Origin of the sequence: Roseivivax sp. GX 12232 (assembly GCF_021272185.1) — a bacterium.
Taxonomy (GTDB): domain Bacteria; phylum Pseudomonadota; class Alphaproteobacteria; order Rhodobacterales; family Rhodobacteraceae; genus Roseivivax.
This window is the reverse complement of record NZ_JAJSEC010000001.1, coordinates 771,831-794,120: the sequence shown is the minus strand read 5'-3', so window position 1 is coordinate 794,120 and position 22,290 is coordinate 771,831. Positions and strand designations below refer to the sequence as shown.

At 68.6% G+C, this 22,290-nt stretch carries 18 protein-coding genes and 1 tRNA gene; 2 read left to right on the top strand and 17 right to left on the bottom strand.

The window, feature by feature from the left end; genetic code table 11:
- Positions 1-226: 226 nt before the first annotated feature.
- The 3 genes from LR948_RS03660 to LR948_RS03650 form a co-directional block, all read right to left on the bottom strand.
- Entirely contained in the window at positions 227-3,916 is a 3,690-nt protein-coding gene (locus tag LR948_RS03660) for a Hint domain-containing protein (protein ID WP_304621972.1), read from the bottom strand.
- Positions 3,917-4,480: 564 nt separating this feature from the next.
- Complete coding sequence (locus tag LR948_RS03655; RefSeq protein WP_232752558.1) at positions 4,481-5,185, bottom strand: hypothetical protein; 705 nt, start codon at positions 5,183-5,185, stop codon at positions 4,481-4,483.
- A complete protein-coding gene (locus LR948_RS03650) occupies positions 5,157-5,441 on the bottom strand; it encodes a hypothetical protein (RefSeq protein WP_232752557.1) in 285 nt (94 codons plus the stop codon). The genes LR948_RS03655 and LR948_RS03650 overlap by 29 nt, the downstream gene beginning before the upstream one ends.
- A 213-nt stretch (positions 5,442-5,654) precedes the next feature.
- Here LR948_RS03650 and LR948_RS03645 point away from each other — a divergent pair, with 213 nt between their 5' ends.
- A complete protein-coding gene (locus tag LR948_RS03645) occupies positions 5,655-6,215 on the top strand; it encodes a hypothetical protein (RefSeq protein ID WP_232752556.1) in 561 nt (186 codons plus the stop codon).
- 219 nt (positions 6,216-6,434) lie between these two features.
- Here the strand turns inward: LR948_RS03645 and trpS are convergent, their stop codons facing one another.
- Entirely contained in the window at positions 6,435-7,466 is a 1,032-nt protein-coding gene (trpS, locus tag LR948_RS03640; RefSeq protein WP_232752555.1) for a tryptophan--tRNA ligase, read from the bottom strand.
- 98 nt (positions 7,467-7,564) lie between these two features.
- On the opposite strand from trpS, the gene LR948_RS03635 reads away from it, so the two are divergent.
- Positions 7,565-8,248: a rhomboid family intramembrane serine protease gene (locus LR948_RS03635; protein WP_232752554.1), complete on the top strand. Its 684-nt coding sequence runs from the start codon at positions 7,565-7,567 to the stop codon at positions 8,246-8,248.
- Positions 8,249-8,294: 46 nt separating this feature from the next.
- Here the strand turns inward: LR948_RS03635 and LR948_RS03630 are convergent, their stop codons facing one another.
- The 13 genes from LR948_RS03630 to LR948_RS03570 form a co-directional block, all read right to left on the bottom strand.
- Positions 8,295-9,782, bottom strand: a complete 1,488-nt coding sequence (locus LR948_RS03630; protein ID WP_232752553.1) for a phosphatidylserine/phosphatidylglycerophosphate/cardiolipin synthase family protein — start codon at positions 9,780-9,782, stop codon at positions 8,295-8,297.
- A gap of 3 nt (positions 9,783-9,785) precedes the next feature.
- Positions 9,786-11,336: a murein biosynthesis integral membrane protein MurJ gene (murJ, locus tag LR948_RS03625; RefSeq protein ID WP_232752552.1), complete on the bottom strand. Its 1,551-nt coding sequence runs from the start codon at positions 11,334-11,336 to the stop codon at positions 9,786-9,788.
- A gap of 423 nt (positions 11,337-11,759) precedes the next feature.
- Positions 11,760-12,281: a hypothetical protein gene (locus LR948_RS03620; RefSeq protein WP_232752551.1), complete on the bottom strand. Its 522-nt coding sequence runs from the start codon at positions 12,279-12,281 to the stop codon at positions 11,760-11,762.
- Positions 12,282-13,204: 923 nt separating this feature from the next.
- Positions 13,205-13,281: transfer RNA gene (locus LR948_RS03615), tRNA-Met, on the bottom strand.
- Between the two features lie 103 nt (positions 13,282-13,384).
- Positions 13,385-14,692: an ATPase gene (locus LR948_RS03610; RefSeq protein ID WP_232752550.1), complete on the bottom strand. Its 1,308-nt coding sequence runs from the start codon at positions 14,690-14,692 to the stop codon at positions 13,385-13,387.
- Positions 14,693-14,790: 98 nt separating this feature from the next.
- A complete protein-coding gene (locus LR948_RS03605; RefSeq protein WP_232752549.1) occupies positions 14,791-15,285 on the bottom strand; it encodes a prepilin peptidase in 495 nt (164 codons plus the stop codon).
- Positions 15,286-15,298: 13 nt separating this feature from the next.
- Positions 15,299-16,147, bottom strand: a complete 849-nt coding sequence (locus LR948_RS03600) for a lipopolysaccharide assembly protein LapB (RefSeq protein WP_232752548.1) — start codon at positions 16,145-16,147, stop codon at positions 15,299-15,301.
- 27 nt (positions 16,148-16,174) lie between these two features.
- Complete coding sequence (locus tag LR948_RS03595) at positions 16,175-16,747, bottom strand: tetratricopeptide repeat protein (RefSeq protein WP_232752547.1); 573 nt, start codon at positions 16,745-16,747, stop codon at positions 16,175-16,177.
- Between the two features lie 3 nt (positions 16,748-16,750).
- A complete protein-coding gene (locus LR948_RS03590) occupies positions 16,751-17,722 on the bottom strand; it encodes a type II secretion system F family protein (protein WP_232752546.1) in 972 nt (323 codons plus the stop codon).
- Between the two features lie 10 nt (positions 17,723-17,732).
- Positions 17,733-18,698 (bottom strand): type II secretion system F family protein, encoded by a 966-nt coding sequence (locus LR948_RS03585; RefSeq protein ID WP_232752545.1) that lies wholly within the window; start codon positions 18,696-18,698, stop codon positions 17,733-17,735.
- A gap of 5 nt (positions 18,699-18,703) precedes the next feature.
- On the bottom strand, positions 18,704-20,134 hold the full coding sequence (locus LR948_RS03580; protein ID WP_232752544.1) for a CpaF family protein: 1,431 nt from the start codon (positions 20,132-20,134) through the stop codon (positions 18,704-18,706).
- Between the two features lie 15 nt (positions 20,135-20,149).
- A complete protein-coding gene (locus LR948_RS03575) occupies positions 20,150-21,400 on the bottom strand; it encodes an AAA family ATPase (protein ID WP_232752543.1) in 1,251 nt (416 codons plus the stop codon).
- A 193-nt stretch (positions 21,401-21,593) separates the two neighbouring features.
- Positions 21,594-22,289, bottom strand: coding sequence for an OmpA family protein (locus tag LR948_RS03570; RefSeq protein ID WP_232752542.1), 696 nt, complete (start codon positions 22,287-22,289; stop codon positions 21,594-21,596).
- Between the last annotated feature and the right edge of the window lies 1 nt (position 22,290).

Sequence of the window (22,290 nt, the reverse complement as noted above, 5' to 3'; positions counted from 1 at the left end):
GTCCGGCGCGCGCCCGGCACCTTCGGTGCTATTCGGGCGCAAGGGGGTGGGCTGGGGCTTCGACCGTCGCGCGCTGTTCGGGCGCAAGGGGGGCGCCTTGGTGACTGGGAGTCTCGAGTTGTTTGGATGAGGGCGTGCGGGTCGGCTAGAGAACGGCGGTGCACCCGGGGGCAAGCGACCCGCCAAAGGCCAACCGGCGCCCCACCGCTTGCCTCAACCACCCCCCTCACGCCGCCGGCGTCAGTGCCTTCAGATGCTCGGGCAGGGCGCCCATCCGGCTGTAGGGCCGGGCGCTCTCGCCGTACCAGCTGTCAGGCGCTCGGCCGAGCATCTCGGGGAACAGGATCCCCAGTTCCGCCCGGATCGGCGCGGCGAGGGCGCCCAGGGCCAGCGGGCCGGGGTAGAAGCTCTCCGACGGCGCGCCATTGGCGAAGATCACCTCGTGGCGGGCGCACATCAGGTGGTAGTAGGTCACCGCGCGGCAGCCGTTCATCACCCGCGCCTGGCCGCCGTCGAGCCGCGCCAGATGCGTGGCGCGCATCAGGATGTCCTCGCCGTCCTGGCGCAGCACCACCCCGTGCTGCGGCGAGACCACCAGCGGCGCAGTGCCGCCCGAGAGCCCCGGCGCGATCTCCACCGGCAGCAATTGCGGCGCATGGGCGAGCTTGCGCTTGCCGAGATGGCGCCGCCCGATCCAGAGCACCTCCTGCAGCCCGTTGTCGAGCGTCTCCACCCGGTCGCCCGGCCGCAGCGCCTCGATCGGCACCTCGCCCCGCGCGGTGCGGATCAGCGTGCCGGTGGTGAAACAGACCACGCCGGTGTTCTCGGCGGTGTAATAGGAGCGGTCGGCGCTGGCGCCCTTGAAGGTCAGACTGCCGGTGCCGAACTGGCTGTTGTCGGAGTAATCCACCGCCTGGCCGCGGGAATCCGCGGCGTTGGACTGGTTCAGCACCCCGTCGTCGGCCTGGTCGGCGTAGAGCTCGGAGATGTGGTCGTAATAGCCCGAGAGGTCGATGAAGTCGTTGTTGGCGCTGTCGCCGTCCTCGAGCCCGCCGGTGTTGCCGGTGTTGAAATCGTTGATCGTGTCGCTGCCGTCGCCCGCGGCATAGGTGAAGACGTCGTTGCCGGTGCCGCCCGAGAGCGCGTCGTCCCCCGCCCCGCCGGTCAGGAGGTCGTCGCCCGCATCGCCCGAGAGCGTGTCGTTGCCGGTGCCGCTGACGATCGTGTCGTTGTCCGCCCCGCCATCGAGGAAGTTGCGGTCGCCGCCGGTGACCGAGATCGAATCCGCGCCGGCCTCGCCGTAGATCGTGTCCTGCGAGCCGGCGTCGGTCTCGGCCGAGGTGATCGTGTCGTTGCCGTCACCGCCGAGGATCAGGTCGCTGTCGCCCTGGGCATATTCCTCGCCCGCCTCGATCCGGTCGTTGCCGGCGCCGCCGAAGATCGTGTCGCCGCGGTCGCCGCCGTCGATGCTGTCGTCGCCGCTGCCGCCCTCGATCGAATCCTCGCCCGCGCCGGTCGAGATCGTGTCATTGCCGGAGCCGCCGAAGACCGTGTCCTGCTGGGCGGAGTCGCGGCTCTGGTCGGCGGTGAAACTGTCGTTGCCGCCGCCCATCTCGACCCAGGCGCCGGCGGTGGGCTGGGCGCTGGCATCGACGGAATCGTCGTGATCGGTGAGCCTGAGCCGCTCGATCCCGGTGAAGCTCAGCGTGTCGGTGCCATCGGTGATCGTCCCGGCCTCGTCGCCGGTGTAGGTGACCGTGACCGGCCCCGAGAGCGCCGAGAGGTCGATCATGTCGACATCCGAGCCGGTCTCGCCGCCCTCGATGGTGTCGGCGCCGAAGCCGTCCTCGATGATGAAGGTGTCCGAGCCTCCGTCGCCGGTCATGCTGTCCGCGCCGCGCCCGCCGACCAGCCGGTCGTTGTCGGCGCCGCCGTGCATGGTGTCGCTGCCCTCGCCGCCCTCGAGCGTGTCGTCGCCCTCGGTGGCGGTGATGCTGTCGTCGCCGGTGCCGCCCACCAGGCTGTCGTCACCCGAGGAGTTCGACAGCGTGTCGTTGCCCGCGCCGCCGATCAGCGTGTCCTCGCCGGTGCCGGTGAAGAGCATGTCGTCGCCGTCGCCGCCGTCGATGTAGTCCGAGCCCTCGCCGCCCCAGATCGTGTCGCCGCCGCTGCCGCCCAGCACCACGTCGTTGCCGGCGCTCTCAGCCACGCGGATGCCGCGGGTCGTGGCGGTGGCGTCGATGCGGTCGTCGAAGCCGGTCAAAGTGAAGGCTTCGATGTCGGAGAAGCTGGCGCGGTCGCTGCCGGCGCTGAAGGCGCCCGCCTCGTTGCCCGAATAGGTCACCGTGACGGCCCCGGTCAGCGCCGAGAAATCCACCGTGTCGCTGTCGGTGCCGCCGCTGCCGCCGAGGATCGTGTCGGCGCCGAAGTCATCCTCGAGGATGAAGAGGTCGTCGTCGTGCTCGCCGCTGAGGTAATCCGCCCCGAGCCCGCCGATCAGCGTGTCGGAATCGTGCCCCGCCCAGATCGTGTCCGAGCCCGCGCCGCCGTCGATCAGGTTGCGCCCGGCGTGCTGCTCGCCGCTGGCGTCGTCGATGCGGTCGTTGCCCTCGCCGCCGAAGACCGTGTCGTCGCCGCCGCCGTAAAGCACCGTGTCGTCGCCGAGGCCCGCGTCGATCCACTGGGTGCCGCTGGTGACCCCGCCCTCGATGTCGTCGATCAGGTCGTCGCCCGCGCCCGCGGCGACCGTATCCGCCCCGTCGCCGAGGTAGATCGTGTCGTCGCCCGAGCCGCCCCGCAACAGGTCGGCGCCGCCGCCAGCCTCGATCTGGATGCCGCCGGTGGTGGCGCTGGCGTCGATGGTCTCGGCCCGATCGGAAAGGATCACCCGCTCGATCTCGGAGAAGCTCAGCGTGTCGGTGCCATCGGTGATCGTGCCGGATTCGTCGCCGGTATAGGTCAGCGTCACCGGGTCGGTGACCAGCGAGAAGTCGAGCACGTCGAAATCGCGCCCGCCCTCGCCGCCGATGACCGTGTCATTGCCGAAATCATTGCTGGCCAGGAAGGTGTCGGCGTCGTCGCCGCCCATCAGCAGGTCGCCCGCCAGTTCCAGCGGCATCTCGGTGGTGAAAGCCTCGCGCAGGTCGGCGCCGCGGTCGTCGCTGTAGATCAGGAAGGATTGGACGTTGCCGTTTTCATAGGCCAGGGCGACCTCGTAGTAGCCGTCGCCCGCGTAGTGCTTGGCCGCGACCGGGACCTCCTGCAGGACGATCTTGTCGAGCCCGAAGTCGAAGTTGTGCAGCGTCAGCGTGCCGGTCTCATTGGTGGTCTCGACCACCACGTAATCGGCCTGGCCGTCGCCCTCGCCGCTGTCGCGCGACTGGCCGAGGCGCAGCGTGGTGCTGCTGCCCTCGGCGGCGGCCCAGGTGAAATAGTCCTGCCCCGAGCTGCCCTGCACCCGGTCGACGATGCCCGCGGCTTTCCAGTCGATGCGGGTGCCGCCGCCCTGGCCGCCGTCCGAGCTGGTCAGGATGATGTCGTTGCCCGCGCCGCCCGAGACGGTGTCATTGCCGCCCGCCGCGTCAATGATGTCGTCGCCGGCGTTGCCCTCGATCAGCTCGCCCGCGTCGGAGCCGCCATAGAGGTCCGCGCCCGCGCCGCCCGCGTAGCTGGTGAAGGAGGACAGCCCGGTCAGCCCGCCCAGCGTCGCGTCGACCCCGCCGATGCCGCCCGAGCCCACGGTGAACCAGCTGTCGCCGTCGTGGATGTAGAGGTAGTTGCCGCCATAGGCGTGGTAGACGGTGAAATCCGAGGGCAGGGCGCTGAAGTCGAGCGTATGGCCCGAGCCGGTCTCGATGATCGAGCCCCAGAACTTGGGGTCGTTGTAGTTGGAACTCGTTACCGAATACGTCGCCATCCTGCCCGGCCTTTCACCCCGCGGGCGCCTGGCCGGGGTGATCCGGCGGGTGCGCTTCGGGGCCTCTGCTCGCGGTCCGGGGTGTGGGGGGCTGCTTGCGCATCAGGGGCGGTGAGTGTGGTCTGCCCCCTACGGTCATATGCGCCGGACGGCCCTGCCGCGCGGCGCCGCGTGCGAAAAGCACGCCGCTGCTGTTGACCCTTGCCTCTGCGATCACGGCTTCCCCGGCCGATTGTTGATCTTTGACAAATGGTTAACCGCAGATCGTGGCGGAAACGTGGCAAATTGTGGCGCAAATAAGGCAATTGGATGGGGCAGGGTGCGGGGCGTCGGGCGGCCTTGTGGTGCCGGGGGCGAGAGGAGGGGCGCGCGCCTTGGTGCCCCCGGGTCTTGAAGAACCGGTGTCCGGGCCAGCTCCAAGGATTGGCGGAGCTGAGGCACCGGCCACGGTGCGGAGGGCGGCGCCGAAAGCCGCCCCTCAAACGCGCGCCCTCTTTGGCCACAACGCTTGACCCCGGCCCGGCCTCCCGCCGCGCCAGCCCCCGCAGGCCACCAAAGCCCGCCTCAGATCACCTCGATCACGTCCCGGTCGACCGCCAGCACATAGCCGCGCTTGGCGATGGTCTTGACCAGAAGCTCGCTCACCAGCTGGTTGCCGAGCCCGTCGCGGAGGCGTTTCACCCGGGTCGCGCCCGCCGCCTCCTCGCAGTCGGATTCGTCGCGCCCCGAGATCATCGCCTCGATCTGGGTGCCGGTCAGCATCTCCTCGTCGAGCCGCGCCTCGGCCAGGATCGCCAGGGTCTCCATCATCGCCTCGGTCAGCTTGAAGCCCATGGTGTTGAGATAGACCGTGTTCTCGCTGCGGCTGATGATCAGCGAGCGGACCTCGATGCCCGAGCGTTCGATCGCCGCCATGCGCCGGTTCAGCCCCACCAGCATGACCAGCGACACCAGCGCGGTCATCAGGAGGGCGGTGGCGAAGATCAGCAGCACGAAGATCGTCACTCGGTAGCTCTCGAGCGTCTCCGCGAAGGCGGTGCCCGACTGGGCGAGGATCTCCAGGAGCTTGATCTCGGCCTGGGCGGTCAGGTCGTCGTTCTCGATGAAGAGCCGCTCCACCCGGTCGTTGAAGGCGCCCGCGTCGGGCAGGGTGGCGAAAAGCCAGACCCCGGCCACGATCAGGAGAAGCAGGATCGCGGCGATGCCGAAACCCACCACCCGCGCGCCCGAGCGGCGCGCCTCAGTAACGGAGAAAGTGTTGTCCGGCACTGTCCTTCCTTTCCTCGAGACCCTCTTCGCCGAAGGTCGAGACAATGTTCAAGAGGGTCCAGCCCGCGCGGTCGAGCCGCGGCGCCAGGGCGCTGGCCGCGCCATCGCGCGAACAGGCATCATCGGGGACCTCGGCGACGCCGTAGTGCAGGCGCAGCGGGTCCTCGCGCTTGGCCTTGTAGTCGGCGTAGCAGGCCGCCTCGGCGGCTGCCGGCGCCATGGCCAGCGCAAGAAGGAGGGGAAGGACGGTTTTCATGGGCCCGAGAGTGACCCGGCGCGCGCGGTCGATCAATAACCGCAGGGCGGCGGCGGGGCGATATGTGATAACCTCGACCCGGACATTGCCTGACCGCCGGGAGCGGGCGGATCCTTCTCGGTGGCGGCCCCCAGGCGTCCTGACGCGTCACCTGTCCGGCGCGGGCGCTTCGGGGGCCGCCATCCGATCCGACCGCTAGAGAGGAGACCTGCCATGTCCCGCCGTTTCATCGCCCTGATCCTGGCCGCCAGCACCGCCATCGCCGCCTCGGCCAGCGGGGCCCGCGCCGATCAGACCCAGGATATCGCCAAGATCGTCGGCGGCATCGCGCTTCTATATATCGTCGGAGAGGCGCTCTCGGCCGAGGCCGACCGCGAGAAGGACAAGAAGAAAGAGAAGGCGAAGGCCAAGGCCAAGGCCAGCCAGGCCAAGCACGGGCATGCATCGCCCTATTACACCCATCGCCACGAGGGTTACGGCGCGCATCAGCACCGCCGCGACCACAGCCACCGCCACGACCGCTGGGCCGAGAACCACTGGGCCGCGACGCTGCCCGCCGAATGCCGGGTGCGGCTTGACGGTGAACGCCACACCTCGGGCAAACCCCGGGCCCGGGTGGTCTACCCCCAGCGCTGCCTGGCGCGGAACTTTGCCGCTCACGAGAGCCTGCCGCGCCAATGCGCCTTCCGCGTCGAGACCACCCGCGGCAAGCGGCTGGTCTACGGCGAGCGTTGCCTGGACCGGAAGGGCTACAACACGCCGAGCCGGCGGTGAGGGGAGGGGGGGCGCCGCGCACCCCTTGCAACTCGTGCAACAGAGGGCGCGCGCCGGACCGGGGGCCGGTCCGGCGCGCGCCCGGCACCTTCGGTGCTATTCGGGCGCAAGGAGGCGCGCAGGGGACGGGACGGGGCGCCGGCATTCAACTGACTGAAAGCCCCAAACAAAAAAGGGCCGGATCGCTCCGGCCCCTTCGCGTCTCACCTCAGCCTCGGTTCAGCGCACCATGCCGATGATCTCGTAGGTCTTCTTCAGCACCGGCTCGGCGCGTTCGCGGGCGCGCTCGGCGCCGCGGGCGAGGATCGCGTCGATCTCGCCGGGCTCTTCCATCAGCCGCGCCATCTCGGTGGAGATCGGCGCCAGCTTCTCGACCGCCAGCTCCGACAGCGCCGGCTTGAAGGCCGAGAACTGCTGGCCGCCGTGCTCCGCCAGTACCTCCGCCACGGTCTGATCGGAGAGCGCGGCGTAGATGTTCACCAGGTTGCGCGCCTCGGGGCGCTCGCTCAGGCCCTCGGCCTCGGAGGGCAGGGCCTCGGGGTCGGTGCGCGCCTTGCGGATCTTCGCGGCGATCGTGTCGGCATCGTCGGTCATGTTGATCCGGCTCATGTCCGAGGGATCGCTCTTCGACATCTTCTTCGAGCCGTCGCGCAGCGACATGACGCGGGTCGCGGCCCCCTCGATCACCGGTTCGGTCAGCGGGAAAAAATCCACATCGTAGTCGTGGTTGAACTTCGCCGCGATGTCGCGCGTCAGTTCCAGGTGCTGCTTCTGGTCCTCGCCCACCGGCACATGGGTGGCGTGGTAGACCAGGATGTCGGCGGCCATCAGCGCGGGATAGGCAAAGAGCCCCAGCGAGGCCTGCTCGGCGTTCTTGCCGGCCTTGTCCTTGAACTGGGTCATGCGCTTCATCCAGCCCATGCGGGCGACGCAGTTGAAGATCCAGCCAAGCTGGGCGTGCTCGGGCACCTGGCTCTGGTTGACTAGGATCGACTGCTCGGGATCGATGCCCGCGGCGATGAAGCCGGCGCAAAGCTCGCGGGTGTTGCGGCGCAGCGCGCCCGGGTCCTGCCAGACGGTGATCGCATGCATGTCGACCATGCAGTAGATGGTCTCGTAATCCGCGCCCTGCATGTCGACGAAGCGCTTGATCGCGCCCAGGTAATTGCCCAGCGTCAGCCCGCCCGAGGGCTGGATGCCGGAAAACACGCGCGGGGCGAAATTGGCGAGGTTGGAAGGCGCCTCGGACATGGGGTCACTCGCTGCTGGAAGCTGCTGGAAAACGGGTTCGCGGTGGCTTACCCATGGCCCGGAGACGCGTCAAGCCAACCTCCCCGGGAGAGCGCCCAGTGAGCAGCGACCACAACGCCAGCCCCTTCAACACGATCCCGCCGGTCACCGTGGCGCTTGTCCTGCTCATGGCGGGTACGGAGCTGGCCTTCTCGCTCGGGGCGCGCGGCATCCTGGGCGGGCCGGGCGCTATCGGCTGGCGGGTGCAGGGCATCGAGACCTATGCCTTCCTCGGCGAGATCATGCACTGGATGGTCGAGACCGGGCGCTACCCGGCGGAACACCTGCTGCGGTTCCTGAGCTATCCCTTCTTGCACGGCAGCTTCACCGCGGCGCTTTTCGCCTGCGTGATGCTGCTGGCGCTGGGCAAGATCGTGGGCGAGGCCATGGGCCCTTTGCGGATGCTGGCGGTCTTCGTGACCAGCACGGTGCTCTCGGCGGTGATCTACGGGATGCTGGTGCGCGACGTGCCGCTGATCGGGGCCTTCCCGCCGATCTACGGGCTGATCGGGGCCTTCACCTACCTGCTCTGGCTGAAGCTCGGCCAGATGGGCGAGGCGCAGATCCGGGCCTTCACGCTGATCGGCGTGCTCCTGGGGTTGCAGCTGGTCTTCGGGCTGCTTTTCGGCGGCGGGCCCTATTGGATCGCCGAGATCGCGGGCTTCGTGGTGGGCTTCGGGATGTCGGTGGTGCTGGTGCCGGGCGGGTTCGCGCGGCTGCTCGAGCGGCTGCGGGCGCGCTAAGGGGCCAGCGTCCGGCCTGCGGGCTGCCTGGGGTGTCGCCCCTTCCTCAGAACATATCCGCGGGCAAGAGCGGCAGGTAGCGCGAGAAGCGCCGCGCGCGGCCGATCGGATAGGGCAGCGCGAAGCCGTTGCGCTCCTCGGGCGGCAGGGTGCTGTTGTCCTCGGCCACGGCGCGCCAATGCGAAGCCTGCCGGCTGTCGCCCTCGGCGGCCCTTGCGCCCAGCCATTTGCCCGCCAGCCGCTCGCGCAGGCCCTGCACCGTGCCGGGGTCGCGGAAAAGCACCGAGGCCTCGGTGTCCCAACGCATCGACCGCCCGTTGAGATTGGCCGAGCCCACCAGCCCGAAGGCGTCGTCGATCAGCACCACCTTGGCATGCACGTAGATCGGCGCGGCGCCATGCAGCCGCTCGGGGTGGTCGTTCTCGGTGCTCTTGGTCTGCGCCGGGGTCACGATCGCCAACCGTTCGCCATAGGCGCGGGTCAGGTCGTTCAGCGCATGGGTCTGCAGCGCATGGGCGTGGCGCGCGTTGAGGCTGCGGTCGCCGTCGTAAAGCACCCGCTCGGGCTCGACCGGCAAGAGCACCACCAGCGTCAGCTCGGGCTGCGCCTCGGCAGCGCGGATCAGCGCCCGGACGATGGGGCGGTGCCGCAGGAACTGGGTTTCGAGGTAGATGTGCTTCCGCGCCTCCGCGAAGGCCCGGAGCAGCGTTTCCTCGTGTTCGGGGTAGCGCGGGCGCGGGCTGAAGGCGAAGGGCCCGCGCATCGGCACCGAGAGCGTGCGCACCAGCCGCAGGTCCGAGGCGCCCTGGGTGCGGGGCTCGGCGGGCATGGCCTGGGCGCGGGTGCCGAGGTCGGCGGCTTCACCCTCCAGCGCGGCGTTCCAGGTGTCGATGAAATGGCCGCGCGCTTGGCGGGCCACGTCGCCCTCGATGGCTACCGAGACGTCGTGCCAGGTCTCCTCGCCCGAGCCTTGATGGGCATTGGTGTCCCAGCGGCGTTCGTTCACGTCGAGCCCGCCGATCACCGCCGCGCGGTCGTCGACCACGGCGAGCTTCTGGTGGATCGAGACCGGCCTTAGGCGCGGGCGCAGCTTCAGGACCGCGCGCTGCACCGGGGTCAGCTTGTTCGGATCGGCGTTGCGCAGGTGCTGGAGCTTCTCGGTGATCTTGGTCCAGAGCATCTGCCGCCAGAGCCAGCCGACCTCCTGGGCGTGCGGCGCGCAAAGGATCTGGGTGTCGCCCTCGGCCCGGTCGGCGAAGCGCGAAGCCGCCGCCCAGGCGTCGCGGTGCAGCCCCGCGGCGAAGAGCGGGTCGAAGTCGGAGAGCAGGATGCGCACCGCGATGCCCCGGCTCGAGACCCAGGCGATCAGGTCCGACCAATCCTCGAGCCCGCGCTCGCGCAGTTCGGGCGCGCGCAGCTTGGTGCCGGGCTCCAGCACCCGGAAGGACAGCAGCACCTCGCGCTCCGCCGAGGCGACCAGCCGCTCGAGCGCGGGGAAGACCTCTTCGGCGGTGACGAGCGGCTTGGGTGTCATCTCTTAGCTGGCCCTCTTGCGGCGAAAGGCATTGGCGAAGTCCCGCAGGCGGAAGGCGCCGAGCATCTGCCCGAGGGCCCCATAGGCCGCCATTCCCACCAGGATCAGGACCAGCAGCGCCAGGTACCGCCAGCCCTCACGCGCCAGAAACGGCCCGACCAGCAACTGGGTTCCCCAAAGCACCCCGCCCATCAGCACCGAGGCCAGGACGATGCGCCAGATCCGGGCGCGGAAGCGGCTGTCGAAACGGGCGACCTCGCCCATGTCGCGGCTGCCGCGGGCCAGGAGCCAGACCATCGACCAGGCCGCCGCCGAGGTGGCGATGGCCGGGGCGATCCAGCCCAGGACCGGGGCGAGCCCGATGGCCGCTGCGGCGTTGACCACCATGGAGACCACCGCGTAGCGGAAGGGCGCCTTGGTGTTCTCGCGCGCGAAGAACAGCGGTTGCAGCACCTTCTGCAGCACGAAGGCGGGCAGGCCCAGCCCGTAGATCGCCACCGCCACCGCGATGGCCGCGCTGTCGTCGGCGCCGGTCGCGCCGCGCTCGAAAAGGACCGAGACCAGGGGCAGCGGGATCACCACCAGCGCCACCGAGGCGGGCACCGTCAGCGCCAGCGCGTATTCGCCCGCGCGACTGAAGGCGTCGCGCCCGCCCGCGTCGTCGCCCGCCTTCAGGCGGCGCGAGAGATCGGGCAGCAGCACGATGCCCACCGCGATGCCGACGACGCCCAGCGGCAGTTGATACAGGCGGTCGGCGGCGTAGAGCCAGCCCACCGCCTTGTCGAACTGCGAGGCCACCTGCTGGCCGACCAGGAGGTTGATCTGCATGACCCCGCCCGCGAGCGCGGCCGGCACCGCGACCCGCACGAGGGTCTTCATCTCGTCGTTCCAGACCGGCCGCCCGGGGCGCACCTTCAGCCCCGCGCGTTCCGCCGCGATCCAGACCAGCGCGAGCTGGATGATGCCCGCCACCGGCACCGCCCAGACCAGCCAGAGCACCACTTCGCCGCCCATCAGGTGGCCGGCGAGCATCGCGAGGACCACGGTGATGTTGAGAAAGACCGGCGCGGCGGCGGCGGCGGCGAAATGCCCGCCCGCGTTCAGCGCGCCCGAGAAGAGCGCCGCCAGCGAGATCAGGAAGATATAGGGAAAGCAGATGCGCCCGTAGGCGACGGTCAGGTCGAAGCGTTCGTCGCCGATGAAGCCGCCCGCCGTGGCCACCACCAGCGCCGGCATGAAGACCATGGCCAGCGCGCTGAGGATCAGGAGCACCGTCGCCAGCCCCGAAAGCGCGTCCCGCGCGAAGGCGAGCGGGTCTTCGCCCGCCTCGAGGCGCTTCGAGAACATCGGCACGAAGGCCGCGTTGAAGGCGCCCTCGGCGAAGAAGCGGCGGAACATGTTGGGCAGGCGGAAGGCCGCGACGAAGGCGTCGAGCACCGGGCCCGGGCCGATCAGCGCCAGGATCACCACCTCGCGGATGACCCCCAGCACGCGGGAGGCCAGCGTCCAGAAGCCGACGGTCATCATGCCGGACAGAAGGCGGATCGGTTTCATTGACTGGCTCGGCCTCGTTGCACGCTTTGGCGTGTAGCTCGGTCTAGACCATCGCCTTGCCTGCGGGAAGGGGCGCGGCGCGGGCCCGCCGTGGCGGAAGGCGGGTCGAGGGATGGGCGAGGGGGCGGGGCTGCTTGGGAAGGGAAAGCCCGCGTGCGTCATGACCTTTGGCATGGCGCGGTGTGGTGCGAAGCGGGCGCGGGGCATGGCCGGAGGGGCTGGGCGCCGATGGTTGGAAACCGTGGGGCGCGCGTGTTGGCCGGCTGGGTCGGCATTCCGTGATGGCCGGCGCGATGGCGCCCCCAGAAAAAAGACCTGCCGCCCGGTGTCAGGCGACAGGTCTCTGCCAGAGGTCGGCGTCAGGGCTTTGCTTGGGGACCGGCCCCTCCGCCGCGCCTCCGGATCCGGGTGGCGGAGCCCCGCTTACATCTGCGCGTCGAGGCTGGCCTGCGGCGCGGCGCGCAGCGCGGTCTCGAACTCGGCGCGGGTCATGTCGAGCGTCAGGTCGCCTTCGCCTTCCGCGGCGGAGAGCGAGCTGACCTGCACCGCGGCGTTCTCGAGCGCGCGCTCGTCCGCGCCTTCCATCTCGCCGTCGAGGTCGATCATCACGCGATCGCCATCGAGGTCGGTGCGGGTGACGGTGCCGAGGATCTCGCCGTCGCTCGAGCGCACCACCGCATCGGCGGTCAGCGCGGCGTCGAGCTGCGCGGAGATGTTGGCGGCGGCGCCATAGGGCTCTTCGGCCAGCTCACCCACGGCTCCGACGCCCGCCTGCGCGGTGTCGGTCGCGGTTTCGCCGATCGCATAGAAGGTCTCGCCGATTTCCTGTGCCACGTCGCCGGCCTGGGCGGCCACGTTGTCCTTGTCCTCGTCCTGCGCGGTTGCGGCACCGGCGAGAAGCATCGCGGCTGCGGCGGTGGAGGCGGTGAGCATGCGATAGGTCATGTTGGCTCCTTTCGGATCGTCATTGCCTATGCCCGTCGGGGCATCTGCCCGGGAAAGGGCGACCCCCCGGGGGTGAGTTCCAATGCGCTGCCGCGGGGTCAGCGGGGGATTGCCGAGAAGGGGGGCGGGTGAGGTGCGCGGAGGGATGGCGGGCGAAGGCTTGGGGTGAGGTTATGGTGGTGAGGCAGGCCGCCTGGCCGCCTGTTCGGTCGCGCGGCTTGTCCCCATCGAGCGTCGTTCCCGTCGAGCGTCGTTCGCGCTGCCCTTTCCCGGTCGAAAGACAGCGGCCATTGCTGCGTCGGAAGGGCAGACGCCCTTGCACAGGCATCCCCGACGCCACCGTCACGCCCCGACGCACCTGTCGCGCAACATCACCCACCCGCAGCCCAACCTGCGCCCGAACAGCACCGAAGGTGCCGGGCGCGCGCCGGACCGGCCCCTTGGGCCGGCGCTCCTTGGGGTGGCGCGCATAGCTATTCTCTAGTCCTGACCTTGCCGGGATAAAGCGCCTTGCTCAGAGGTCGGCAGCGCCGGCCCCCGGTCCGGCGCGCGCCCTCTGGTGTGCGGGGTGAGAGGGGGTGGGTGTCCGAGGTCCTGCGCAGGTGTCAGACGGTGAAGATAGCGACGCCGTTGCGGGGTAGTGGAGGGAACCGACGGGTCGCGCAGGGGCGCTACAGACTTTGGCCGAGGGCTCGGCATGTGGCGAGACGACGGCATGACAGATCACGCCGCGAGGCGCCGAACGCCCCGCGGGCTCGCGCAGCGCGCGACAGTAATCATCTGCAATTTAAAGGAAAACCGCGCCTCCCGGCGCACCAACGCCCAAGGCGCATCACCCGGAGACCCGCGCCACCCGGCGCACTCACGCACAAGGCGCCTCACCCGAAGACCCGGGCGTCATTCACCGATCATCTGAAGGGGAATGGTAGCGGAGGAGGGACTTGAACCCCCGACACAAGGATTATGATTCCTCTGCTCTAACCAACTGAGCTACTCCGCCGGAGTGCGGGCTGATTAAGGGAGGCTCGGGGGAGGGTCAAGCGGGTTTTGCGGGAAAATTCCGCCCCCGGAGCCGGCCCCGCGACCCCCTCCGACACCAAGCCTCACTTGGCGATCTTCTCGTCCTTCACGAACATGTTCGCCCAGGCGCGGTCCACCAGCTCAGGGGTCATCTTGTAGGGCAGCCCCTCGAAATCGCAGACCGAGATCATCTGCTCGATCAGGAAGATCGGCTGGTAGTTCGCATAGACGTTGTTGATCGTCGGATACTTGGTCTTCAGGAGGTGCACGAGGCTCTTCTCGCAAAGCTGCATGCGCTTCTTCCGGGCCACCAGCGCGAAGATCTTCAGGAAGTCCTCCTGGTTCGGGCCGTCGATCTTGATCTTGAAGAAGATCCGCCTGAGCGCCGCCTGGTCGAAGATCTCATTGGGGTGGAAGTTCGTCGAGAAGATCACCAGCGTGTCGAAGGGCACCTCGAACTTCTCGCCCGACTGCAGGGCGAGGATGTCCTTGGATTCCTCCAGCGGCACGATCCAGCGGTTCACCAGCTTCTGCGGCGGCTCGGCCTGGCGGCCGAGGTCGTCGACGATGAAGATCCCGCCGGTGGACTTCAGCTGCAAGGGCGCCTGGTAGGTCCGCGCGGTGGGGTTGTAGACCAGGTCCAGCATGTTCAGCGACAGCTCGCCCCCGGTGATCACCGTGGGCCGCTCGCAGAGCACGTAGCGGGTGTCGTAAAGCACCCGGCGGCGGAGCTGCGTCGGGTCGTCCTCGAGCTGCTCGGCCTTGGAATGCACGATCGGGTCATAGACGGTGATCACCGAGCCCGAATATTCGATCGCGCGGGGCACGTAGATCTTGTCGCCCATGGCGTCGCGGATGCCGTTCGAGATCGAGGATTTGCCGTTGCCCGGCGGGCCATACATCAGGATCGACCGCCCGGAGGTCACCGCGGGGCCGAGGTTGTCCAGCAGCGCGTCCGGCAGCACCAGGTGGCCCATGGCATTGGTGAGCTGCTCGCGGGTCATCTGGATGTTGCGGATCGACTGGCGTTCCACCTGTTCACGGTAGACCTCGAGCGGGACGGGCATCGGGCCGTAATATTCCGACTGGGTCAGCGCATCGAGCGCGCGCGCCTTGCCGCTGTCGGTGAGCTGGTAGCCCATCTCGCCGCCGCGGGTGGCGGACATGGTGCCCATGGCCTCGAGCAGGTTCTGGCCGCGGGCGTGGTCCACCAGCTCCTGGGTGATCGGCACCGGCAGACACATGGCGCGCGCCAGGTCGCTGACCGTGCCCACGTTCTTGCGGAAGATCGTCTTGATGACGATGTCGCGCATCATCACCAGGGGCAATTGCATGTCCTGCAAGCGTTTCGGCGGCGGCGGCGCCATCACGTTGGTGGCCTGCATGTTCATCGCGGCGGTCCCTTTCGCCCGGTCGTTTCTTTGCGCTCAAGACACCAGAGCTTTGTGGCGAGTGTTGGGCCGGGCTTTGGAATTTGCGCGAAGGCGCCTCAGGCGCCGTAGAGCGCGCCGAGCGCCAGGTAGGTCGCGAGCGCCGGGCCGAGCGCGAGGCCCATGGGGAAGCGCCCCTTGGCGGTCCAGCTCTCCCAGTCCGGGGCGAGGCGGCGCAGGGGGCTTGCCCGGGCGATGCGATGGGCGGCCAAGGCGGCCAGCATGAGCCCGGTGAGAAGCGCGAAGACCAGCACCAGGTCGCCGGGATGCAGGAAGGGTGCTGCGGCGGCGGCGAACTTCGCGTCGCCCGCGCCCAGCACGCCCGCGGCATTGAGCGCGATGCCCGCCGCCAGGGCCAGGCCCAGGTGCAGGTAGCGCCAGAGGTAGGTCTCGAAGGGCAGGACCAGCGCGCCGACAAGCGCATAGACCAGGACCAGCGCCAGAACCGCGCGGTTGGTGATCTTCATCCGCGACAGGTCGGTGAAGACCACGTAAGCGCAGATCGGCAGCACGAAGGGCAGGAACCAGAGCGCCGCCCAGGCCGAGAGGTTCACCCGCCGCCCCCGCTCAGGAGGTCTCGAGCGCTTCGAGGCTGACAGCCGCGGCCTCGAAGTGCTGCGGATGGGTCTCGATGGCGCTGCGCAGAAGCGCCTTGCCGGTCTCCACATCGCCTTTCTTCACCGCCGCCAGCGCCATGGTGTGCAAGAGTTCGGCGCGTTCGATCTGGCTCATCGGGATCACCGGCAGCGTGTAGTCGCCGCGCGCGGCCCGGGCCAGCATCAGGTTGTTCTTCGCGGTGAAGAGCGACTGGTCCTGCCGGATGGCGTCGGCGAAGAGCCGTTCGGCCTCGGCGTATTCGCCGCGGGTGAGCTTGGAATAGCCCCAGTTGTTCATCACCCCGGCGGGCTTGGTGGTCAGCCCCAGGGCGATCTCGTAGAAGCTGTCGGCCTTGTCCCAGTCCTCGTTCACATCGGCGACCATGGCTTCGAGCTTGTAGCGCTCGAAGGTCTCATGGGTCGGGGGGATGGCGTTCAGCGTGGCCTCGGCGCGTTCCCAGTCGCCCGAGCGGATCAGCGCGTCGGCGAAACCCACGGCGTCCTCGTTGGTGGCCTCCTCGTGGTCGACCACGCGCTTCCAGGCGGCGACGCCCTCGGGCACGCGCTTGGCGCGGATCAGCGATTTCGCGAGGCCGCGGCGGTGCTCGATCTTCTCGGGCGCCTCCGAGGTGGCGCGGCGGAAGTAGTTCACGGACTCGTTGGGGTCGGCCACCGTCAGCATGACGTCGTTGAGCCCGGTGCCGTCGATGGCGTTCACGCCCTGGAAGTTGCGGTCGACGGTCTGCGCTTCGTTCTTGTCACATGCGGACAGCACGAAGGCCCCTGCGGTGCAGAGGGCGATAAGGGGGGAGTGGCGCATTTGCTGCGTCCTTGTCCTGCTTCTGCCTCACGGCCCGCCTTCGGTGATCAGGAAGTCGCCCTGGCCCCTCCGCACGAGCTTGAATTCTTCTTCATTGGCCTCAGCATAGACCGGATCGCTCATTTTTGCGAGCGCCAAGCGGAGATTGTCGCGGATTGAGTCATTCCGGCCATCGTCGAGCGCGAAGGCCCGGCGGAAGACCTCGGAGGCCTCGGCGGTCTTGCCCAATTCCATCAGCACCACGCCAAGGTTGTTCCAGGCCTCGGGCGCCGCGCCGTCGCGGTCCACCGCCTCGCGCAGGAGCGCCTCGGCCTGGTTCAGCCGCCCCAGCGCCAGGTTGGCCGAGCCAAGCGCGGTCAGCACCTCGAGGGTGAGGCCGCGGGTCGCCGCGGCGCGGGTATAGGCCTCGAGCGCCAGCTCGGGCTCGTCGTTGTCCATCAGGCGGTGGCCGACGATCAGCCCGTCGACCGAGGTGCCCTCGGGGTCGATCTCGGGCGCGAAAAGCTGCCCCTCGGGCGGCATCCCGGTGTCCCCGGAACAGCCCGCGAGCGCCAGGCCCAGGCTCAGTGCTGTCAGCGTCCCCGCGAGGGGAAGGGACATGGGTCAGTTCCCCGACATGTTCATGATGTTCACCGCCGAGGGCCCGACAAGGATGATGAGCAGCGGCGGCACGGTCAGCATCATTGTGGTCAATGTCATCTTGGTCGGCAACTTGTTTGCCTTCTCCTCGGCGCGCATCACCCGCTTGTCCCGCATCTCCGAGGCATAGACCCGGAGCGCATCGGCGATCGAGGTGCCGAAGGTCTGGCTCTGGTTCAGCACGGTCACGAAGGAGGAGACGTCCTGCACGCCGCAGCGCTCGGACATGTCGTTGAGGACCGCGGTCTTGTCCTTGCCGGCCTTCATCTCGTAGCTCACGAGCTGGAACTCGTCGGCAAGGAAGGGGTAGGAGGCCCGAAGCTCCTTGGAGATCCGCACGATCGACTGGTCCATCGACTGGCCGGCCTCGACGCAGACCAGCATCATGTCGAGCGCGTCGGGGAAGCCGTCCTGGATCTGCTCCTTGCGCTCGGCGGCGCGGCGCGTGACCCAGTATTTCGGGAAGTAGTAGCCTGCCGCGCCGGGGCCCAGGACATAGAGCATCATGTCCTGCGTGGTGGCCGCATCGCCGAGCGCGAAGAGGTAGTAAAGCGTGCCGAGGCCCAGCCCGATGATGCCCAGCGCGGCCTGCAGGAAGTAGTAGTAGCGCACCGCCTCCTTGGAGCCGTAGCCTGCCTGCATCAGCTTCAGCCGGACCGAGCTGAACTCCTGCTCGTTCTTGGGCTCGAGGAACTGCGCGTAGCGGTTCAGCTTGTCGTTCTTGGCCTTCTCGCGCAGCACCGCCTTGGCGCCGGTCTCGGCGCGCTTGTTGCGCTCGGGCTGGCGCAGCTTGTCCATCGGGTCGGGCTTCTGCGAGAGCATCAGCGGGATCGCGATGAGCAGCAGCAGAAGGCCCAGCCCCGCCACCGCGAAGAGCGGTCCGGCCGGCCCGAGAAGCTCGGTCAGATAGGCGTTGAGGCTGTCGATGATCTGCATGCCGCCCCCCTCAGACCTTGATGTTCACGAGCATCCGCATGACCAGCAGGTTGGCGATGAGGAAGATCGCCACCGCGAAGCAGGCGGGGATGAACAGCGGGTGGTCGATCACCCCGTCGTAGTAGTCGGGCTTGGAGACCTGGATGAAGATCAGCGCCGCCACCGGGAAGCCCGAGAGGAACTTGCCCGACCACTGCGCCTCGGCGGTGATCGCCTTGACCCGGCGGAACAGCCGGAAGCGGGCGCGGATCACCTTGGAGAGCCCCTCGAGGATCTCGGCCAGGTTGCCGCCCGATTGCTGCTGGATGGTCACCGCCACGGCGAGGAACCGAAGGTCCTGCATGTCGAGCCGTTCGGCCATGTGCTTCAGCGCCTCGCCGATGTCGCGGCCATAGGTGCTTTCGTCGGCGATGACGCCGAACTCGGTCGCCAGCGGGTCCTGGATTTCCTTCGAGACGATGGAGATCGCCGAGGAGAAGGGATGGCCCACGCGCAGGGAGCGCACCATGAGCTCGATGGCGTCGGGCAGCTGTTCCTCGATCATGTCGAGGCGCTTCTTGGCCTTGGAGTTGACCCAGAAGAACACGCCGCCGATGCCGAAGCCCAGGGCCAGCACCACCCGCACCGCCATGCCGGTCTCGGTCATCATGGTCAGGCCCAGGAAGGCCGCCGCGCAGACCAGCGCCATGATCCCCAGCAGCTGGTTCGGAGTGAAGGCGATGGCGGCCTTCTGCGCCCGGTCGGCGAGCAGGGAATAGAGCGGGATGCCCGCGCCCTCGAGGTGCTGGTCCATCTCCTTGCGGAGCTTGGCGAGCACCTCTTCGCGGCGTTCGCCCTTGTCGAGCATCTGCAGACGGCGGTTGACCCGGTTGTTGAGGCTGATCGACTTGCCGAAGGCCACCAGGTAGATGCCCTCGACCAGCACGATCACGCCCAGGAAAATCGCTCCGTAAATGATGTACTCGGCACTCAACATGGCACTCACTCCGGTCTGAACGGCTCGTAGATCGAGGGCGGCAGGTCATAGCCCCACATCTTAAAGCGTTCCGAATAGTGGCTGCGGACGCCGGTGGCGGTGAAATGGCCGAGGATCTTGTTGTCCGGGGTCAGCCCGACGCGCTGGAAGCGGAAGATCTCCTGCATGGAGATGACCTCGCCCTCCATGCCGGTGATCTCGGTCACCGAGACCATGCGCCGCGAGCCGTCCTGCAGGCGCGAGACCTGCACCAGGAGGTTGACCGCCGAGGAGATCTGGCTGCGCATGGCCTTCAGCGGCATCTCGATGCCGGCCATGGCGATCATGTTCTCGAGGCGGGCGATGCCGTCGCGGGCGGAGTTGGCGTGGATCGTGGTCATCGAGCCGTCGTGGCCGGTGTTCATGGCCTGCAGCATGTCGATCACTTCCTCGCCGCGGGTCTCGCCGACGATGATCCGGTCCGGGCGCATCCGGAGCGCGTTCTTCAGGCAGTCGCGCGGGGTGACGGCGCCCTTGCCCTCGACGTTGGCGGGGCGGCTTTCCATCCGGCCGACATGGGTCTGCTGAAGCTGCAGTTCCGCGGTGTCCTCGATGGTCAGGATGCGCTCGCTGTCGTCGATGAAGGACGAGAGCGCGTTGAGCGTGGTGGTCTTGCCCGAGCCGGTGCCGCCCGAGACGATCACGTTCAGCCGGGTCGCCACGGCGGCCTGCAGGTAGACGGCCATCTCCTCGGAGAAGGCGCCGTAGCCCACCAGGTCGTCGATCCCGAGCTTGTCCTTCTTGAACTTACGGATCGAGACCAGGCTGCCGTCGATGGCGATGGGCGGCACCATGGCGTTGAAGCGCGAGCCGTCCGAGAGGCGCGCGTCGACGTAGGGGTTCGATTCATCGACGCGCCGGCCCACCGCCGAGACGATCTTGTCGATGATCCGCATCAGGTGACGCTCGTCCTTGAAGGCGATGTCCGAGAGCGTGAGCTTGCCGTTGCGCTCGATGAAGATCTGGTGCGGGCCGTTGACCAGGATGTCCGAGACGGAATCGTCCTTCAGGAGCGCCTCGAGCGGGCCCAGGCCCTTCACCTCGTCGTAGAGCTCCTGGTTGAGCTGCAGCCGCTCGTCGCGGGTCAGCACGATGGCGCGTTCCTGCAGGTTCTCGGTGGTGATCGCCTGGATCTCGGCGCGCAGGTCGGCCTCGGTGGCCTGGTCGAGCGCGGCGAGGTTGAGGTTCTCGAGCAGCGCCCGGTGCAGTTCCAGCTTGATCTCGGCCAGCCGCTCCTTGCGCTTCTTCTCCTTGTCGGCCGGGGCCGCCTCGGCCGGGCGCGCCTTCATCGGCTTGCGCATCGCCGTGGGCTGGCGGGCCAGTTCGGCCGTGGGCTCGGGCGCGGCGGGCGGGGCGCCTGCGGGCTGGGGCGTGGGTTTCTTGTATCTCGAAAACATGTGCTTTTCTCACACTCAGGCGGCTTCTGCCGCGCTCTGGCCGATCTGGTGAAGAGACTGGGCAACCTTGGCGATTTCGCGGCGAAGCGGGTTCTTCGCGGCCTGAAGACCCATGGGGATGCCATGATCGCAACACTGGCTGACCTGCTTGCCGCCGTCGGGCAGCTGCAGGTCGAGCGCGATCTCCAGGCTCTCGGCCATGCGCCGCGCGCGGCTCTTGCCCTGCAGGTCGGTGAACTTCGGCGCGTGGTTCAGCACGAAGCGCAGTTTCTCGAAGGGCAGGTCCTCGGATTGCAGCGCGCGCTTCAGCCGGAGCGTGTTCTGCGCCGAGCGCATGTCGAGCTCGGTCAGCGCGAAATAGACCTGGGCGGCCTGCAGCACGGTTTCCGACCAGACCAGCACCGGCGAGGGCATGTCGACGATCACGTAGTCGTAGTGATTGCGCGCCACGTCGAGCAGCAGCGTCACGTCGTCCGGCCCGATCATGTCGAGCGGCAGCAGGTCCGAGGGCGCGGTGAAGACGTCGAGCCGGTCCTCGTAGCTTTGCAGCGCCTGGGCGAAGGTCTCCTCGTCGAAGGAGCTCATGTCGGCCAGAAGCTCGACCACGGTCTCCTTGCGGGGCAGGTCGAGATAGGTGGCGACCGAGCCGAACTGCAGGCCGAGGTCGATCAGGCAGACGCGCGGCGACTTGGTCTTGTCCTTCTCGACCGTGGCCAGTTCCCAGGCGAGGTTGACAGCGAAGGTGGTGGCGCCGACGCCGCCGGCCATGCCCTGCACCGCGATCAGCACGCCGTCGCCTTCCGAGGCGAGCTTCACGCCCTCGGCGTCAGGCTGCGCGGCGCTGGCGGGCGCGGGCGCGGGGCGGCGCATCCGCTCCACGGCGGCGGCCAGCTCGCCCTCGGGGAGCGGGTAGGGGACGAACTCGTCCCCGCCGTTCTTCAGCATCCGGTGCAGCACCGCCGGCGAGACGTCCTCGGCGATCAGCACGACCTTGATGCGGCGCGCCTTGGCGGTGGTGATGATCGAGACGATCCGGTCGATCTGGTCCTCGTCGCTCTGGTCGAGCGCGATGGCGACGAACTCCAGGCCCTCGGCGTCGGGCTGGCCCAGGAAGGTCAGCGCCTCGTCGAAGCTCAGATCCCCCCAGGCCTCGCCCAGGAGCGATTCCATGTCCTCGATCAGCAGATCGAACAACTGCACGTCGCGGCTGATCGTGCAGGCGCGAATCGGCGCGCCCTCTGCGCTTTCGTCGGTCACGGTGCTCATCTGCCTCGCATCCTTTGCCTGTCGGGCGGCGGCGGGTGAGCGCGGGCCCTGGCCCGCCGCGTCCCTCCGGCGCCGGTGCCGCACCGGCGCTCACGCCCGCGGACACCTGTCGGTATCCAGCGAAAGTCACATTCAAAGGCGGCAACATTTGGACGAAAAAACCGTAATTGTACGGTTTCCGCTGACGGTCAGCTCACTCGCCGGAGGCTTCGCCCAGCGAGCTGCTGGCGTTCAGCGTCGAGGTCGGCTCCGCGGAGTTGACGTATTCGCGGTAGATAATCTGGGCGTATTTGCCGTCGAGCACGTTCTGGTGGCCCTGCACGAAGCCCGAGACCTCGGTCACCGTGCGGCGGTTGCGCCGCTCGCGGTTCTGGGTGGCGATCAGCGGCTGGGTCTCGCCGAAGGAGACCACCGCCTCGAGCCGGTCGAGCGAGATGCCCTGGCTGCCGAGGTATTGCACCACCGCCTGCGCCCGGGCGAGGCCCAGCCGCTTGTTGTAGGCGTCCGAGCCCACGAGGTCGGTATGGCCGAAGACCCGGAAGCGGACTTCGGGGAACTGCCGGATCCAGGCCGCCTGGCGACGCAGGATCTCGCGCGCGCCGGGTTCCAGGCGCGCGGAGTTGAAGGCGAAGTTGACGGTCGAGGGCACCTCGGCGTCGAAGCGCCGGGCCAGGCTGATGGTGTAGCTCTTCTCGCCCGAGAGCACCGCGATGTTGTTCTTGGTCGCGGCCCCGAAGTCGCCCCGGTCGATGACCGATCCGGCCTCGCGGTTGAAGCCGCCGGTGACCGAGAGGCCCGCCTCGTTGGCGCAGCCCGCCAGGATGGCGGCGGCGCCGAGGCAAAGCGCCAGGGTGGCGGGGCGGCGGGTCGGGGAGTGTCGCTTGGTCATC